Annotated in this window: 13 protein-coding genes; 7 read left to right on the forward strand and 6 right to left on the reverse strand. The window is 57.6% G+C overall.

Features of this window, described 5'->3' with window-relative positions; genetic code table 11:
- The first annotated feature begins 122 nt into the window (after positions 1–122).
- The 3 genes from pnp (at position 123) to GSQ94_RS12075 (ending at position 3918) form a co-directional block, all read left to right on the forward strand.
- Complete coding sequence (gene pnp / locus GSQ94_RS12065) at positions 123–2531, forward strand: polyribonucleotide nucleotidyltransferase (RefSeq protein WP_158944129.1); 2409 nt, start codon at positions 123–125, stop codon at positions 2529–2531.
- 64 nt (positions 2532–2595) lie between these two features.
- Positions 2596–3468 (forward strand): hypothetical protein, encoded by an 873-nt coding sequence (locus tag GSQ94_RS12070; protein ID WP_158944130.1) that lies wholly within the window; start codon positions 2596–2598, stop codon positions 3466–3468.
- Between the two features lie 39 nt (positions 3469–3507).
- Entirely contained in the window at positions 3508–3918 is a 411-nt protein-coding gene (locus tag GSQ94_RS12075; protein WP_158944131.1) for a hypothetical protein, read from the forward strand.
- A 17-nt stretch (positions 3919–3935) separates the two neighbouring features.
- Here the strand turns inward: GSQ94_RS12075 and GSQ94_RS12080 are convergent, their stop codons facing one another.
- A complete protein-coding gene (locus GSQ94_RS12080; protein ID WP_158944132.1) occupies positions 3936–5897 on the reverse strand; it encodes a winged helix-turn-helix domain-containing protein in 1962 nt (653 codons plus the stop codon).
- 198 nt (positions 5898–6095) lie between these two features.
- Here GSQ94_RS12080 and GSQ94_RS12085 point away from each other — a divergent pair, with 198 nt between their 5' ends.
- The gene (locus GSQ94_RS12085) at positions 6096–6746 is read left to right on the forward strand and encodes a hypothetical protein (protein WP_158944133.1); all 651 of its coding nucleotides are present in this window, start codon (positions 6096–6098) and stop codon (positions 6744–6746) included.
- Between the two features lie 56 nt (positions 6747–6802).
- Here the strand turns inward: GSQ94_RS12085 and GSQ94_RS12090 are convergent, their stop codons facing one another.
- The 3 genes from GSQ94_RS12090 to uvrB form a co-directional block, all read right to left on the reverse strand.
- Complete coding sequence (locus tag GSQ94_RS12090; RefSeq protein ID WP_158944134.1) at positions 6803–7588, reverse strand: dienelactone hydrolase family protein; 786 nt, start codon at positions 7586–7588, stop codon at positions 6803–6805.
- A gap of 127 nt (positions 7589–7715) precedes the next feature.
- The gene (locus tag GSQ94_RS12095) at positions 7716–8630 is read right to left on the reverse strand and encodes a DUF3300 domain-containing protein (RefSeq protein ID WP_158944135.1); all 915 of its coding nucleotides are present in this window, start codon (positions 8628–8630) and stop codon (positions 7716–7718) included.
- Between the two features lie 170 nt (positions 8631–8800).
- Positions 8801–10789 (reverse strand): excinuclease ABC subunit UvrB, encoded by a 1989-nt coding sequence (uvrB, locus tag GSQ94_RS12100; RefSeq protein WP_158944136.1) that lies wholly within the window; start codon positions 10787–10789, stop codon positions 8801–8803.
- 167 nt (positions 10790–10956) lie between these two features.
- Between uvrB and GSQ94_RS12105 the strand changes: the two genes are divergently transcribed.
- A complete protein-coding gene (locus GSQ94_RS12105) occupies positions 10957–11544 on the forward strand; it encodes a histidine phosphatase family protein (protein ID WP_158944137.1) in 588 nt (195 codons plus the stop codon).
- A 3-nt stretch (positions 11545–11547) separates the two neighbouring features.
- Here the strand turns inward: GSQ94_RS12105 and GSQ94_RS12110 are convergent, their stop codons facing one another.
- Positions 11548–12765 (reverse strand): FAD-dependent oxidoreductase, encoded by a 1218-nt coding sequence (locus tag GSQ94_RS12110; protein ID WP_158944138.1) that lies wholly within the window; start codon positions 12763–12765, stop codon positions 11548–11550.
- A gap of 100 nt (positions 12766–12865) precedes the next feature.
- Here GSQ94_RS12110 and GSQ94_RS12115 point away from each other — a divergent pair, with 100 nt between their 5' ends.
- Positions 12866–14536 carry a M20/M25/M40 family metallo-hydrolase gene (locus GSQ94_RS12115; protein WP_158944139.1) on the forward strand — a complete coding sequence of 557 codons (1671 nt, stop codon included), beginning with the start codon at positions 12866–12868 and terminating at the stop codon, positions 14534–14536.
- A gap of 22 nt (positions 14537–14558) precedes the next feature.
- On the opposite strand, the gene GSQ94_RS12120 is transcribed toward GSQ94_RS12115, so the two are convergent.
- On the reverse strand, positions 14559–15269 hold the full coding sequence (locus tag GSQ94_RS12120) for an HAD family hydrolase (protein ID WP_158944140.1): 711 nt from the start codon (positions 15267–15269) through the stop codon (positions 14559–14561).
- Between the two features lie 57 nt (positions 15270–15326).
- On the opposite strand from GSQ94_RS12120, the gene GSQ94_RS12125 reads away from it, so the two are divergent.
- On the forward strand, positions 15327–15793 hold a 467-nt coding region (locus GSQ94_RS12125), incomplete at its 3' end, for a carbonic anhydrase (protein ID WP_158944141.1).

Here is a 15793-nt window from a genome sequence, read left to right on the forward strand (position 1 = left end):
TACTCCAGTGCAGCTCGCTGGCGGCACAGTAGCCGTCAGCGTATAGCTGCGCTTTTTCGCGCCCGGCTAACGGATGTCGCGATTCAAGCTTAATTGACAGAAGACGAGAGAAGAGAGGCAACATGAAACAAGATGTGACAGTTGAGCTTGCCGGCGGCAAGCAGATTAAATTCGAGACCGGGCGCATGGCGAAGCAAGCCCCGGGTGCGGCACTTACCTCGAGCGGCGACAACGTAGTTCTGGCCACGGCAACTGCCTCCCCCGACCCGAAAGAGGGCATCGACTTTTTCCCTCTTACTGTCGAATATCGCGAGTTCACCTATGCGGGTGGCCGCATCCCTGGCGGGTTCATCAAGCGTGAGGGACGTCCGAGCGAGAAGGAGATCTTGACGAGCCGCCAGATCGATCGTCCGATTCGTCCTCTGTTCCCTGAGGCGTTTCGTAATGAGACCCAGGTGGTCGCGTTTGTGTACTCCGCTGACAAGGAGAACGATCCCGACGTACTTGGCATCAACGGCGCGAGCTGCGCGTTGGCGTTGAGCGATATTCCTTTTCACGGACCAGTTGGTGCAGTGCGTATCGGATTGATCGATGACCAGTTTGTGGTGAATCCGACCTACGCCGAGCGCGCGCAGAGCAAGTTGAACATTATGGTCGTCGGCACGAAGGACGGCATTGTGATGATCGAGTCCGGTGCAAAGGAAGTTGCCGAGAATCGTGTGGTGGATGCGATCGAGTTTGCTCATGAGCAGATCAAAAAGATCTGCGCGGCGATTGAAGACCTGGTTGCTCGTGCGGGTAAGACCAAGCGGACTGTCAGCCCGGTAGAGATCGACCACGAGTATCTGAATGGACTGTCCGCCAAGATTGGTGCTCAGTTGAAGGACGCGCTCGACACGCAGAAGCATCCGAAGTTCGAGAGCTACGCGCTGGTCAAGTCCGTCAAGGATGAGTTGAAGAAGGATCTGCCAGAGGGCGATGCGGCGGCCGCGAAGAAGCTGAGCAAGTACTACGAGCTTCTGCGCGAGAAGATCTTCCGCGATCAGGTTTTGAACGATCGGACTCGTCCGGATCATCGTGCGTTCGATAAGATTCGCGACCTGAGCATTGAGGTTGGGGTGCTTCCGCGTGTTCACGGTTCGGCCCTGTTTACGCGTGGCGAAACGCAGGCGCTGGTAAGTGCGACGTTGGGAACTACCGACGATGCCCAGAGGCTCGAGAGCTATGAGGGTGAGCAGAAGCGTCGCTTCATGCTGCACTACAACTTCCCTCCGTTTTCGGTTGGCGAAGTTGGCCGCATGACTGGCGTCGGCCGTCGAGAGATCGGTCATGGCGCGCTTGCCTACCGGGCGATCGAGGCTGTGTTACCGGCTGAGGATGAGTCTCCTTACACCCTGCGGGTGGTCTCCGACATTCTTGAGTCGAATGGCTCATCGTCGATGGCTACGGTGTGCGGTGCATCACTTGCTTTGATGCATGCTGGAATTGCAATCAAGGGATCTGTTGCAGGCGTTGCTATGGGCCTGGTCAAGGAAGGCGATAACTACGCGATCCTGACCGACATTGCAGGCGCGGAAGATCACTATGGCGATATGGACTTCAAAGTCGCCGGTACGCGCAAGGGCATCACTGCTCTGCAGATGGACATCAAGATTATGGGAATCACGCCGCAGATTATGCGGGAGGCGTTGGAGCAGGCCCGTCATGGCCGGCTCTTCCTGCTGGATACCATGGATGCGGTGATCTCTGGAGCGAAGGAAGAGAAGTCGCAGTTTGCGCCCCGCATTCACACCATTCAGATTCCTACGGACAAGATCCGCGATCTGATCGGACCGGGAGGCAAGGTGATTCGCGGCATTATCGATGCGACTGGAGTGAAGATCGATGTGGACGATACCGGCCGCGTCAATGTTGCTTCGAGCGATGCTGATGGTCTGGCTCGTGCGATCCAGATGATCAGCGACCTTACTGCTGTGCCCGAGATTGGAAAGACCTATCTGGGTAAGGTAGTTCGGCTCGCAGAGTTCGGTGCATTTGTGGAGATCTTCCCTGGAACCGATGGTCTTCTGCACGTCTCCGAGATCGCAGAGCATCGCGTGAAGGAGGTGAAAGATGAACTTCGCGAGGGCGATCAGATTCTTGTGAAGGTTCTTGCCATTGAAGGGAATCGCATCAAGCTCTCGCGCAAGGCTGTACTTCGTGAGCAGCGCGCCAAGCTGGGTCTGCCTGAGCCGGGTCAGATCGGCACCGATGGGGCGCCGGCCGCCGCTGATGTGCATGCACAGCAGCCAAGTGGTGAGCAGACTGTTGTTGGCGACGATGATGACGAAGATTTCGATGAGGATGGTGACGAGTCGGATGAGCCAAACTTCAATCGCGCTGACGGTGCGGTACCTGTGCCGGCTGGCGGAGCTCCTGGTGCGAATGGACCTGCAGGCCAGAGGCGTCCGGGCGGCGGTCGTCGTCGCCGTAGCGGGCGTCGTCCTGGTTCGGGTTCCGGTGCTCCTTCGGGCAGCGGCGGCAATCGGTAACGTTTCATGAAGGGTAGAGAGACCGCGCAAACTGCGCGGTCTTTCTGTCTCTGGGGTGAACGAGATGGTGAGACGCGCGGAGTGGGTTGGATTTGCGGCGGTTTGTTTTCTGTCTGCGACTTCGTGGGTTGTTCCAGTTGTGGAGGGCCTGCCTCTACTGGAGAGGCAAGGGATTCTTTATGGACTGATCGGGCTGGTCGCGCTATTGGTGACCAAGGGGCGGATTCGTTCTCGTGGGGCAGGGTTGAGGTTGGCGTGCGCCGGTGTGGGGTTCTTTGGCGTTCCGATGATGATTGGGGAGTGGGCGCGGGTTGGAGTGCCGGAGATCAGCCGATCTGCTCTCTATGCCATGGTTCCTATAGTAGTGGTGATGGCTGTCGCTGCCGGGGATGAGGCGAGTGGATCGCGGCGGTTTCTGATTCCAGCTTTAGTGGGGCTGGGTGGTCTCTTTTTGGTGCTGCCACTGGGGTTCTCGAGTTCGCTTCGAGCGCGCATCATGCAGGCGGCGGCGTGTCTTGCGGTTGTTCTCGTTGGTCTGTCGAGTGTATGGCTCTATCGTCTGCTCCGCGGAGTGCCGCTTGCTGAGGCGATCACAGTTATTTGTGGGGGCAACGCGCTGTTTCTACTGTTCTGCAGTGGGATTGGGGAGGACTTCGTTTGGCGGTGGAGCGGATTGGCTTCGGTATTGTCGCTTTCGTCGCTGGTGGATGCGGTGGAGGTTGTGCTCCTGGTGTGGCTGTTACGCGGGATGATGCCGGTACGCTTTGCGGCACGGTACCTGCTTATTCCATTGCTGACGCTGGCGGAGAGTTACGCCCTGATGCGGCCTCCTCTAAGCGTGAGGGCGATCAGCGGACTAGTCTTGCTGGCGGCTGGTACAGGAATGCTCCTTTTTTTCAAGGCTGATGAAGAAGAGACGATGCTGTCCCTCCGTTGATACTTTTCCGGGAAGATTTTGCAGGGTACACTTCGGTCAATGGCTGCTTCCATGTACATTGTGGTTGAAGGCGAGGATCCTGGATTCGATATCTTCGTCAATGGGCGATCGCTGGCACGGCATGAGGACGCGCTAGAGCGGCTTGCACTCCGGCTCGGGGTGCGGCCACTGATCGAGTTTTTCTCCGCGGATGAGAACTCCATGTCGCTGCTGATCGAAGAGGGTGCGGGAAACCAGGAGCTTTTGCGAAGGCTGCCTCCGCCGCAGTGGTATTCGCCGGCTGAGGGCCTGAAGACTGTTCAGGCGTTAGTACAAACGCTGGAGGCTGATCCGCAGCAGTTGGGAACAGAGGGAGAGCAGGTGCTCTCGGAGCTGTTGGAGTATGCGCATGTGCTGGAGAAGACCATGGATCGAAAGATGCGGTGGCATCTCGCGGTCAGTTGGAGGTAGTTTGAGTCTCCTCATTGCTAGTAAGCTGGTGGTAATCCCATTCGTTTGATGATGGACTGGTAGCGCGGATCGGTGTGGACAAAATCGTAGGCCGGGTCATTTTGTACCCAGATCAGATATACGGCTTTTTGCTGGTAAGCATCCTCCAGCGATGCCAAGGTTTCTTCCCGGCGGCCGAGTTGCGCATATTGGAGAGCGAACTCCATTGGCGAGACATATTGCGTTGCTGACTTTTTCTTGAAGTTGGCTACCTGTCGGAGGAGCAGAGCTGCGTAGCCGCTCTTTTGGTAGGTGATTCGAATCTCATCGGCTTCCTTTTTATCACCTCCCAGAAGCGCAGATTTTTCCCACTCGCTTGCTGCGTTCTTCAGATCGCCTTTGCGACGGTAGGCGTCGCATAGCATCCAGTGGAGGCTAACATCTTGAGGATTAGCTTCGAGTCTTGAATGGATGTCTTCAATAGCGGCGTCATACTTCCGCGCGGAGACGAGAGCCAGTCCCATGGCGAAGGGCCGCTGGAATGGATCGAGTTCCATCGCCTTTTTTTCCGATTCGATGGCTTCGTCGCCGCGGCCGAGTGCGTTCCACATCTTTGCGCGAAAGTGATAGGCTTCGGCGAAGTCGGGACCAAGCTCAATCGCGCGGGCTATCTCCTGTTCCGCTTGCATCCAGTTCCAGGAAAAGACCATCGAAGCCCCCAACGAGAGGTGAGCCCAGGGAAGCGAGGGATCGAGTTCCACTGCTTTCTTTGCTGCTTCCATTTGCAGTGGAAGGACGACTCTCGGGGCGAGATCGTCAAACGCGCCTTGGCCGTAGTAGGTGGAGAGGCCAGCCCAGCCGGGGGCGTAGTCGGGTTGCAACTCAGTCGCCTTCCTGAAGTATTTGCCCGCATGCTCGTTATCGCCCTGGAACCAGTCGTAACGCCCGCGGAGATAGGCGTCGTGGGCTTCGGGATTTACATATCGGGCCGGAGCTGGTTGCTCCTCAACTCTATTGAGCCGCTTTGCTATCGCCTGGGCGGCTTCTTTGGGTAGGGTGACGACGTTATTTGAGTCGCGATCGTAGCTGTCGGCCCAGAGGTGGGTGTCGCTGGGCGCCTGGATCAACTGAACGGTCATGTGGATCTTGTCGCCGAAGCGCGCAATAGATCCTTCAAGGATACCGTCCACGCCAAGCTCTGAGGCGATTTGGCGGACCGGGCGGCGGACACCCTTGTATTGCATGGCGGAGGTTCGGGAGACGATTCTGAGGGTGGAGTTTTTCGCCAGCATGGTGGTGAGTTCGTCGGTCATGCCGTCGGCGAGATAGTCCTGAGTCGGATCGCCAGAGAGGTTGTCCAGCGGGAGTACGGCGAGGGAGCTGATCTTGGGTATCGCAGCAAGGGAACGATTTTGACGATAGCGTGCGGCAGCGAAGATGCCGAAGATTGCGAAGGCTATCAAGGCTACAAGCCAGATCCGGGAGCGTGAAATGAGGCTGGATGAATGATGTAAACCAAAGGGTTGTGTATGGCTATCTGACAGCGTCTCGACCGCAGGAGCGGCAGCGGAGGTTGAACGAGGGGCGTCATTCCATGGGGACTGTTGCGGCTCACGAGAGGTGGAATTTAGAGACGCCGGGGCCAGGTCCGGGACTTCGGGGTGGATGGGAGCAATGAAACGATAACCTTGTTTGGGCAGGGTATCGACAAACCTGGGGTTAGAAGCAGTGTCGTTCAGTGCGGAACGGATCTGGCGAATGCAAAAGTTGAGGCTCTGGTCGATGTCGACGTAGACACCGTCGCCCCAGACATAGGCGCTCAATTGCTCGCGGGTGACGATGTTGGGAGCACGTGCTACGAGTAGCTCCAGAACGCGGAAAGGTTGAGGCTGCAGCTTGAGCGGGGTTCCTTGGTACGACAGCACTCCGCGTCTGGGGTCGAGTTCATAGTCCCCAAAGCGGATTGCAGACATAAGCTCATGCTGATTGGCCTCTAACATAGGACCTCGATTTTAGTTTTGCAGCCGACGCTGCGAAAAAGCGGGCCCTTTGCTTACGGTGGTTCAATCCATTGCTTTCAAACTACTTTAGTCTCCTCATCTGGAATGAGGAAGTCCTCAGAGCAACTCATGATTGTTTTCTGGCGGTTGGTGCTACGGTCTCCCCGTCGACAGAGTCGGCGTCAAAGGAGAATTGTCATGAAATGGAAGTTCAGCGCACTTACCGTGGCTCTTGGAGTCATTGCCTTGGGAACGAGCTTCGCGCCAGTTGCCAAGGCGGGATGCGGCTCTTATCCGGGGCTTCAATCGAAGGGCATTGTGAAACCGATGGCGTTCCTTTTGGGCGCCGGACAGACTGCGGACTGGGGCCGCCCTGAAGGGGCTTCCATCGTCGGCTTGTGGCGGGTAAAGGTCCTTTCGGTAGGCAATCAGGCGGTAGGACTACCGGATGGCACTGTACTGGATCAGGGGTATTCCGCCTGGCATCGCGACGGGACCGAGATTTTGAACTCTGGCCGGGATCCTTCGACGGGGAACTTCTGTCTCGGCGTGTGGAAGCAGACCGGGAGAGCAACCTTCAAACTTAATCACTACGCGTTGAACTGGAGCGGGCCTACGGTTGATGCGAAGGGGAACATCATTCTGGATCCGACGACCAAGGAGCCACTGAACACGCTTATTGGGCCTACGAACATCCGGGAAGAGGTTACGCTCGATCCAAGCGGGGACAAGTTCGAGGGGACTTTTATCGTGGAGAACTTCTATCAAACCGGCAAATCGATTATTACGCTTACGGGGAAGGTCACCGGAGTGAGGCTGACTCCGGATAGCCCGGGCTTCGTCAACTAAGTGCCCGAGATGGCCTGGAGGAGGTTGTGTCTCCGGGCCATCTCGCGGTGCCTGACTTAATGACGAGTTTCTGTGGACGGGGAGGCCTGCGCGGATTGGTCGCCTTCGCCCAGTTTGCGGTGGAAGAAGTTGAAGACGAGCCCATAGAGGGTGTGAGCGAGTTCAGGGTCGTAGCGCAGGCCTTCGTCGCGCATGAAGGCGTGAGCTCCATTGACCTCATGCCAGCTGAACTTCTTTTCAAGCTGGTTGAGACGGGCGAGGACGGTCATGCGGCCTTCGAGGGGGATGTGCGGATCCTGACGACCCCAGATCATGAGGAGTTCACCCTGAATGTCCCGGGCGTGTTCGAGCGAGTCGTCCCCGGTCTTGCTGAGCGAACCTTTGTGGATGTCGGTAGCGTAGAAGCAGGCGGTGGCGAGTACGTCTGGATTCATCGCGGCGCGAAAGGCGAGGTGACCGCCGATGCAGATGCCCATGGCTCCGAGATGGCCGGTGCAGTCGGGGCGGGATTTGAGATGGTCGAGCGCGGCGCGGGCGTCGGCGTCGTAACTTGAGAGTTCTTTGGTGGTCTTGAGAACGTTGCCGCGGTCGGAGCCGACTTGGTCGTAGGCGAAGACGGTGCCGGCGGGTTCGAACTCGTGGTAGATCTCAGGCATGGCGACGATGTAGCCGTGGCCAGCGAGCATGGCAGCGGTGCGGCGGATGGGCGCGGTGATCTGGAAGATCTCGGAATAGAAGACGATGCCGGGGTAACGGCCGGGTGCGGCCGGGCGAACGATGTGCGTGCGCATGGGTCCGTTGGAGGTGTCGAGCGTGACGTACTCGTCGTTGACGATGATCATTTTGCCTCGATAGGTTCAGTTGAGATCGAGTGTACCCGTTGAAGAGGAAGGTTGTTTTACTGAGGATCAAAAGACGACACCCGGTATTGGGAGTGTGCCGGGTGTCGTCGGCGATAAGTAATGGGTATTAGTGTCTGCGCTCGTCGCCGTGTACGTGAGCCTCGACACGCGGACCTACCGGCCGGGCATAGGGATGAGCGTAAGGATGAACATAAGCGCCGCGGTTGAAGTAGGTACGGCCCCACGGACGATGGTCGATGAGGATGGTGTGTCCTCCCCATCCGAAGCCGGCGCCGTACCAGCCGTAGACGCCGAATGCCGGGCCGATCGTAATGGCGGGACCGAAGCGGATGCCGGTGGTGACGATGAAGCCTGGACGCGGACGATAGAAGACTATAGCTGGGTTATAGACCGGTACATAGTAGTACGCAGGATTGACGGGCTCGATCTCGAGGTATCCACCGTTGTCCACTACGTTGTCGTAGGCGGTGGGAGTGAGGTAGCCGTAGTCATGAGCGGAGTGACGCTGGCGCTGAACGGCGTCCATGACATCCGGCCGCTGGGCGAGAACGGCATTGCCCAGCGCGCCTGTCCACTGCGGATCTCGAGCCATCATGTCGAGTACGGAGGGAAAGGGTAGAAGCGCGAGAACGCTGGGATCCCAAGGGAGGCTGTCTGCCTGGATGGCCTGGGCAAGGGCGTCGCCGGTCATGCCGGAGTGCTGCTGCGCCCATGTAGCGGCGTCGGGAATCTGCTCCGGAAAGGTTGAGGCTGTGAGCACCTGGGCGAGAAGTGGATCCGGATAAAGTGCGATTCTCTGGACGATCTGGTCGAGTTGCTGCGGAGCGACGGGAGGGGGCGGCGCCTGTTGCTGCTGTTGTGCGTCAGCAGGCGGCGGAGGAGGTGGTGCCTGGTACGGCTGATCTTGCTGCTGATCAGGCGCTGGCGGAGGCGGCTGATGGACGATAGGCGCCTGCGCGAAGGAGAGCGTAGTGATGCTGGCGAGTGCGAGGGTGAAAATCATTTTATTGCTAGTCTTCATGGGTTCTTTCTCTGAATGGAAGTAGTTCTGTTCGGGGAGTTTGGAGTTGCCATTACTGTCATTCTCATAGAGGTCCGTTCCCCCGCAATAGGATTGGACGCCACTTGAGAATAAAAGTTGTGCAGGAGACAGAACACTGACATAAGTTCTAACCCTCCGGATCAAGGAGTTTAGCTAAAGAGAAACTCCTTCGTGCGAAGCTCTTTGACAGTGTCGCGGAGCTTCGCGGCTTTTTCGAATTCGAACTTCTTGGCGGCTTCGCGCATGTCGGATTCGAGTTTGCCAATGTAGGTGTCAAGCTCCTGTTGGGTGGAGAAGTCGGGCATACCCTCGGCTTCGTCGGTGAGGTCGGCGTAGTCGGCTTTTAGGATGCCGGCGAGGCCCATTTCTATTGGGCGGATGATGCTTGCGGGAGTGATGCCGTTTTCTTCGTTGTAGGCGACTTGCTTTTCGCGGCGGCGGTCGGTTTCGTTGATGGCGCGCTGCATGGAGTCGGTCATCTTGTCGGCGTAGAGAATGGCGCGGCCTTCAACGTGGCGGGCGGCACGGCCGATGGTTTGAATGAGAGAGCCTTGCGAGCGGAGGAAGCCTTCTTTGTCGGCATCCAAAATTGCTACCAACGAGACCTCCGGAAGATCGAGGCCTTCGCGGAGGAGGTTGATGCCGATGAGGACGTCGTATTCGCCTTTGCGGAGGTCGCGGAGGAGCTTGATGCGTTCGAGGGTCTCGATCTCGGAGTGCATGTAGCGGCAGCGGACGCCGACTTCGGTGTAGTAGCTGGCGAGGTCTTCGGACATGCGCTTGGTGAGGGTGGTGACGAGGACGCGCTGGTTTTTTGCGGTGCGGTCGCGGATCTCGGCGAGGAGGTCGTCGATCTGGCCTTTGATGGGGCGGATCTCGACCTGCGGGTCGATGAGGCCGGTGGGGCGGATGATCTGCTCGACGACTACGCCTGCGGATTTTGTTAGTTCGTAGGCGCCGGGTGTGGCAGAGACGTAGATGATCTGGCCGGTGCGGGACTCGAACTCTTCAAAGCGGAGGGGGCGGTTGTCCATGGCGCTGGGGAGGCGGAAGCCGTAGTCGACGAGGTTCTGCTTACGGCTGCGGTCGCCGTGCCACATGCCGTGGAGTTGGGGGACGGTGACGTGGGACTCGTCGATGAAGAGGAGATAGTCTTGCGGGAAGTAGTCGAGGAGCGTAGGCGGCGGTTCGCCGGGGAGACGCGCGGAGAAGTGGCGAGAGTAGTTCTCGATACCGTGGCAGAAGCCTACGGACTTGATCATCTCGAGGTCGAAGCGGGTGCGCTGGTGGATGCGCTGGGATTCGACCAAGCGGCCCTGGTTTTCGAGCTCTTTTTCCCACCACTCCATCTCTTCGAGGATGGAGTTGACAGCCGTGGTCTTGCGCTCGGGCTGAACCACATAATGGGACTTGGGGTATATAGGGAGGCGGGAGTACTTCTGCCGGACGGTGCCGAAGAGGGGATCGATCTGGGAGAGTGAATCGATCTCGTCGCCGAAGAGCTCTATACGGTAGGCATTCTCGTCGTAGGTGGGGTAGACCTCGATGATGTCGCCACGGACACGGAAGGTGCCGCGACGGAAGTCTACGTCGTTGCGTTCGTAGAGGATTTCGACGAGGCGGCGGGTGATGTCTTCGCGCTTAATTTTCTGGCCTTTTTCGAGGAGCATCAACATGCCGTAGTAGGCTTCGGGCGAACCGAGACCGTAGATGCAGGAGACCGAGGAGACGATGATGGCGTCGCGGCGCTCGAAGAGGCTGCGTGTAGCGGCGAGGCGAAGTTTATCCAACTCTTCATTGATGGTTGACTCCTTTTCAATGAAGAGATCGCCGGCGGGAATGTAAGCTTCGGGTTGGTAGTAGTCGTAGTAGGAGACGAAGTACTCGACGGCGTTGTTGGGAAAGAAGGTTTTGAACTCGTGGTAGAGCTGGGCGGCGAGGGTCTTATTGTGTGCGAGGATGAGGGCTGGGCGCTGTAGCTCTTCGATGACCTTGGCCATGGTGAAGGTCTTGCCGGAGCCGGTGACGCCGAGGAGGACCTGGTCTTTTTCGCCGGCATTGATTCCGGAGATAAGCTCGGCGATGGCGCGGGGCTGATCGCCCTGGGGCTTGTAGGTGGTCGAGAGCTGAAAGTCCATCCTTATAGGATAGTTTATGGAGAGGGTTGGTTGCGAAAGTGTGAAGGCAAAGCGAAGAGAAGAATTTAGTGGGGCAAAAAGAGCAAACAGCTGAAACGGCCAGGCAGGTGTGGGTTTTCCTCTGCTCTTATTGAAAAACGATCTATTGAACACGAATGGAGGTTGAGATGAGCGCAGGAACGGAGCTATGGCTGGTACGGCATGGAGAGACGGAGTGGAGTTTGAGTGGAGCGCATACGAGTCGCACGGATATTCCTCTGACGGATCACGGGAGGGTACGGGCCGAGGAGCTGCGGGACTATTTGAAGGGAACAAAGTTCGATGTGGTGTTTGAAAGCCCGATGAGGCGGGCTAAAGAGACCTGTGCAATTGCAGGCTTTGGCGATCAGGCTGTGGTGGATCAGGGTCTGATGGAGTGGGATTACGGCGTATACGAGGGGAAGACGACTAAAGAGATTCAGGCTGAGATTCCAGGGTGGTCGGTATGGAAGAACGAGATTGTGAACGGAGAGACGGCGGAGCACGTGGGAGAACGTGCAGATGGAGTGATAGCTCGTGCTCTCGCGGCTACACCGGACAAGGGTAAGGTGGCGCTGTTTGCGCATGCTCATATTTTGCGGATTCTTGCAGCGCGGTGGATTGGGTTGCCAGCTACCGGCGGGAGTTTGTTGGCGCTGGGAACGGGGAGTGTGAGTGTGATGGGTTGGGAGCGGGAGACGCGAGTCATCTCCAGTTGGAATCGCGGGTTTGAGTAGACGCTAGAAGTTCTTGATGTGCTGGGGTTGAAGGCCTACTCCTACGAAGCGAGCGGGCAGATGTTGGAAGCCTGGAATGCTGGTGAGGAGTCGTAGTAAGAGAGGCGGTCGAATAGGCCCGTTACTGTGCAGCACGCGGTTGAGGATGCGGTGAGCGAAGACCTGCACGCGCTGGGTGTTATGGACTGCGTCTTCGCGGTAGTGCTGCACCTGAGCCAGATTGTGCGGGCTGAGGGTATTCGAAAGCAGAGCTTCCGTGAGGATGTTAGCGGTGGCAACGGCATCCTGAATGGCGATGTTGATCCCGATGCCGCCGACGGGTGACATGGCGTGGGCCGCATCGCCTATACAGAGCAGACCGGGCGAAGACCACTGCAGGAGACGGTTGACCTGTATGGTGAGAAGCTTCACTTTGTCCCAGGAGTCGATCTCGGCGGTTCGGCCTGCAAGGAAGGGCACAATGCGTTCTAGACTTTGTTGGAAGGCCGGTAGACCTTGCTGCTGGATAGCCGGGAAGTCGCCTTTCGCGATGATGTAACCGATCTGGAAGTAGTCGTCGCGGTTGATGAGGATGATGAGGCGGCCGTAGTTGATGTAGCCGAGGGCGTTTTCGGGATCGGAGGACTGGCGGCCGATCTTCAGCCAGAGGACATCGATGGGGACGCCGTCGTCCTTGAGGGGCAGATGGCCCGCATCGCGGGAGATGGCGTGGCGTCCGTCGCAACCAACGGTGAGGGTGGCGGGGATTTCGACGGGGCCTTCGGGTGAGTTGGCGCGAACGCCGGTGGTGATGCCGTTTTGCTGGATGAGGCCGGTAGCTTCCCAACCCATACGCAGGGTGAAGGTAGGAAGGTGACTTGCTTCGGTGGCGAGGAAGTTTAAGAAGTCCCACTGCGGCATAAGCGCGATGAATTTACAGTGGGTAGGGACGTGAGAGAAGTCGGCTATAGGGAAGCGCTGACCACCGATGATGGCGGAGAGTGCTGCGACCTGGGAGTGCGGGATGGTGAGGAATTTTTCGAGCAGGCCAAGTTCGTAGAGCAAATCCAGGGTGGAGGGGTGGATGGTGTCCCCGCGGAAGTCGCGGAAGAAGTCTTTGTGCTTTTCGAGCACGGTGACGTGGACGCCCGCTCGAGCCAGAAGGAAGCCGAGCATGATGCCTGCGGGGCCGCCGCCGATGATGCAACAGGTGGTGGCCAGCGAGTTCGGCGTTGTAGCCATTGTGGGATGAGGGTAGCAAGAGACCCGTGCGTCGTCAAAACTAGATCGCAAATCAGATTGAAGGTGCTAGATTCGACGCATCCCTTTTTTGGAGAACGCGATGCGCATTTGTCGTCTTGTCAGTTCTGCGGTGTTGGTTTGCGTCATCAGTGGATCGTTGATCTGGGCGCAGTCTGGCGCGGCAAACCAGAGTGACGAAGCGATGGGTAAGGTTTGGTGGGCCCATGTGCAGAAGCTCGCCGATCCTTCAATGAATGGGCGTATGACGGGGAGCGAAGACTATCTGCGAGCTGCAGCTTATGTGGTGGATCAGTTCAAGGCATTTGGATTAGCTCCGGCTGGAGTTGATGGCGGTTACTACCAGCCGGTGCATTTTGATGTGCAGAGGGTGCTTGCGGAGAAGTCGTCGATGAGCCTGGTGAAGGATGGCGGCACGACACCTTTGGTACTGGGCGAAGATGCGATTTTGGGCTCGCGTGCGGCACAGTTAGGAGAGGTAGATGCTCCGCTGGTGTTTATCGGTTACGGATTGCATCTGCCTGAATCGAGGTATGACGACTTCGACTCCACTGAGGTCCCCATAGCGGAGTTGAAAGGTAAGGTCGTGGTGTACCTCAATGGCGGACCGGCCGATCTATCGGGGGCGTTGAAGTCGTTTGCGCGAACCTCACCGTTTGCGAAGGCATTGCGTGACGCTGGGGCGATAGGGGCGATCTCGATTCCGACACCGAAGTCCATGGACTTTGGGTGGCAGCGTGTAGCGAGCAGCGCCTCGCAGCCAGGGATGCGGCTTGCCATCAGCTCCGACGCGGATGCAATTGCAACGAAGCATCCGGCGTTGGCGGACGAACAAGATGCGATGTTCACGGCAACGTTCAACCCTGCTCAAGCGGAGAAGCTGTTTGCTGGTTCGGGCCACGCCTTTGCAGAGATGCTGGCGCTGGCAGATGCTCAGAAGCCTCTGCCGCGTTTTTTGCTGAAAAAGAGTGTCAAGGCGAAGGTGGTGGAAGAGATCTCGCACGTGGTGTCTCCGAATATTGTGGGTGAGTTGAAGGGGTCGGATCCGACGCTTTCAAAGCAGTATGTGCTGGTGTCGGCGCATCTGGATCATTTGGGTGTCGGAGCGCCTATCAATGGAAAGACGATCTATAGCGGAGCTATGGATGACGCTTCAGGGGTAGCGACAGTGTTGGAGACGGCGAAGAAGTTTAGCCAGGCGAAGACCAGGCCCAAGCGGTCGATACTGTTTGTGATCTTTACGGGAGAGGAAAAAGGGCTGCTGGGATCACGATACTATGCGGGAAATCCGACTGTGCCGGAGGGCACGATTGATGCGGACCTGAACCTGGATATGTTTATGCCGATCTTTCCGCTGAAGAAGTTGCATGTGCAGGGTCTGGACGAGTCGACCTTAAGAGAAGATGCGAAGAAGGTGGGCGCTGAGCACGGAATCGTAATTGCGCCTGACCCGGAGCCGGATAGAAACTCGTTTATACGGACGGACCAGTACAGTTTTGTGCAGGCGGGAGTGCCGGCACTGGCGATGAAGTTCGGATGGACGATGGGTTCTCCCGAGTACAAGGCGTGGAGGGGATGGCTCGCGCAGAGATATCACTCGACGGACGACGACCTGACACAGCCCGTAGATCTTGTTGCTGCGGCTCAGTTCAATGCTTTTTTTGCCGATCTCGCGCGAGCGGTAGCTGATGATCCGGTGAGGCAGCATTACCTCGATACGAGCTTTTTCAAGCGATTTGAGGCGGCGCAGTAGATATTGGATTATTGGCAACCCGTTAGAGAACGTTGTCGATGTTCAGAATGCGAGGCCAGTCGGCAGGCTCATGGGCGAGATAATCGGGCGGAGCGTCTTCGAGGGAGTGTGGTTTCAGGCCGAAGGTGCAGCCGATGCTGCGCGCGCCGCAGTTGCGGGCTGTGAGGATATCGATGTCGGTGTCGCCAATCATGACGGTTTCGGCTGGAGCGATGGTGTAGCCGATGAGGACAGAGGCTTCGTCGATAAGAGCTTTAAGGCCGTGCGGGTCGGGTTTCTTCGCGTGGAAGCTGTTGCCTCCGTAGTTTTGAAAGAAGAAACGCGAGAGGTTGAAGTGGTCGCAGATATCCCTGGAGGGATGAACGGGTTTGTTCGTGAGGACAGCCATGAGGATGTCAGGATGCGCGGCGCGGATAGACTCCAGCGCTTCGAGAACGCCGGGGTAGACGTAGGTGTAGTCCAGCTTGTGGATGCGATAGTAGTCGAGAAAGAAGGTGAGCGCTTTAGTTACATATTGCTCGTCGGTAGAGTCTCCTTCGGGGTCGCCGATGGCCCGGCGGACAAGCATGGAGGCGCCGTCGCCGATGTAACCGGAGATGACGGCTTCTGGTAGTGCAGGCTTGCCGAGGTGTTCGAGGGTGGCGTTGACAGAGTTGCAAAGATCGACACGTGAATCGATAAGGGTGCCGTCGAGATCGAAGACGATGAGGCAGGGAGTTGGGGCGGGAGACATTCTTTAAGGGTAATCGATCGGAGTTGGTATAAGCTTTTGGCAACCAGAGGAGGAGTCATGGGGCGATCGTTTGCTGGGGAGTGGACGCGAAGGCAGTTTGTTGCGGGAGTCGCAGCGGCTGGCATAGTTGGAGGGCATAGCGGACTGCTAAGTGCTCAGACTCACATGACTGGTGAGACTGCCATGCAGGAGCTGATGGCTGGCAACGAACGGTATATTGCGGGGAAGATCACTTCGTTTCCTGAGGATCTAAAGATTCTGCAGGAGAAGACGGTGTTGAAGCAGGAGCCGTTTGCTGCTGTTTTGTCCTGCGCGGACTCCCGCGTGCCCGTGGAGATTCTCTTCGATCAGAGTATCGGCCATGTCTTTGTCACACGCGTGGCAGGCAATGTGGTGACGCCGGAAGTTATGGCGAGTTTGGAGTACGGCGTCGCTGTGCTTGGATTGAAGGCTGTTTTGATCCTGGGACACACCAACTGCGGGGCTATCAGTGCGGCGGTGCAGGGTAAAGAGGTGCCGGGACA

It is taken from the genome of Granulicella sp. S190 (assembly GCF_009766095.1).
Lineage (GTDB): Bacteria > Acidobacteriota > Terriglobia > Terriglobales > Acidobacteriaceae > Edaphobacter.

Excerpts from the sequence above, each read along its gene's own strand:
- pnp (WP_158944129.1), top strand. The coding sequence starts at position 123 with ATGAAACAAGATGTGACAGTTGAGCTTGCCGGCGGCAAGCAGATTAAA.
- GSQ94_RS12070 (WP_158944130.1), top strand. The coding sequence starts at position 2,596 with ATGGTGAGACGCGCGGAGTGGGTTGGATTTGCGGCGGTTTGTTTTCTG.
- GSQ94_RS12075 (WP_158944131.1), top strand. The coding sequence starts at position 3,508 with ATGGCTGCTTCCATGTACATTGTGGTTGAAGGCGAGGATCCTGGATTC.
- GSQ94_RS12080 (WP_158944132.1), bottom strand. The coding sequence starts at position 5,897 with ATGTTAGAGGCCAATCAGCATGAGCTTATGTCTGCAATCCGCTTTGGG.
- GSQ94_RS12085 (WP_158944133.1), top strand. The coding sequence starts at position 6,096 with ATGAAATGGAAGTTCAGCGCACTTACCGTGGCTCTTGGAGTCATTGCC.
- GSQ94_RS12090 (WP_158944134.1), bottom strand. The coding sequence starts at position 7,588 with ATGATCATCGTCAACGACGAGTACGTCACGCTCGACACCTCCAACGGA.
- GSQ94_RS12095 (WP_158944135.1), bottom strand. The coding sequence starts at position 8,630 with ATGAAGACTAGCAATAAAATGATTTTCACCCTCGCACTCGCCAGCATC.
- uvrB (WP_158944136.1), bottom strand. The coding sequence starts at position 10,789 with ATGGACTTTCAGCTCTCGACCACCTACAAGCCCCAGGGCGATCAGCCC.
- GSQ94_RS12105 (WP_158944137.1), top strand. The coding sequence starts at position 10,957 with ATGAGCGCAGGAACGGAGCTATGGCTGGTACGGCATGGAGAGACGGAG.
- GSQ94_RS12110 (WP_158944138.1), bottom strand. The coding sequence starts at position 12,765 with ATGGCTACAACGCCGAACTCGCTGGCCACCACCTGTTGCATCATCGGC.
- GSQ94_RS12115 (WP_158944139.1), top strand. The coding sequence starts at position 12,866 with ATGCGCATTTGTCGTCTTGTCAGTTCTGCGGTGTTGGTTTGCGTCATC.
- GSQ94_RS12120 (WP_158944140.1), bottom strand. The coding sequence starts at position 15,269 with ATGTCTCCCGCCCCAACTCCCTGCCTCATCGTCTTCGATCTCGACGGC.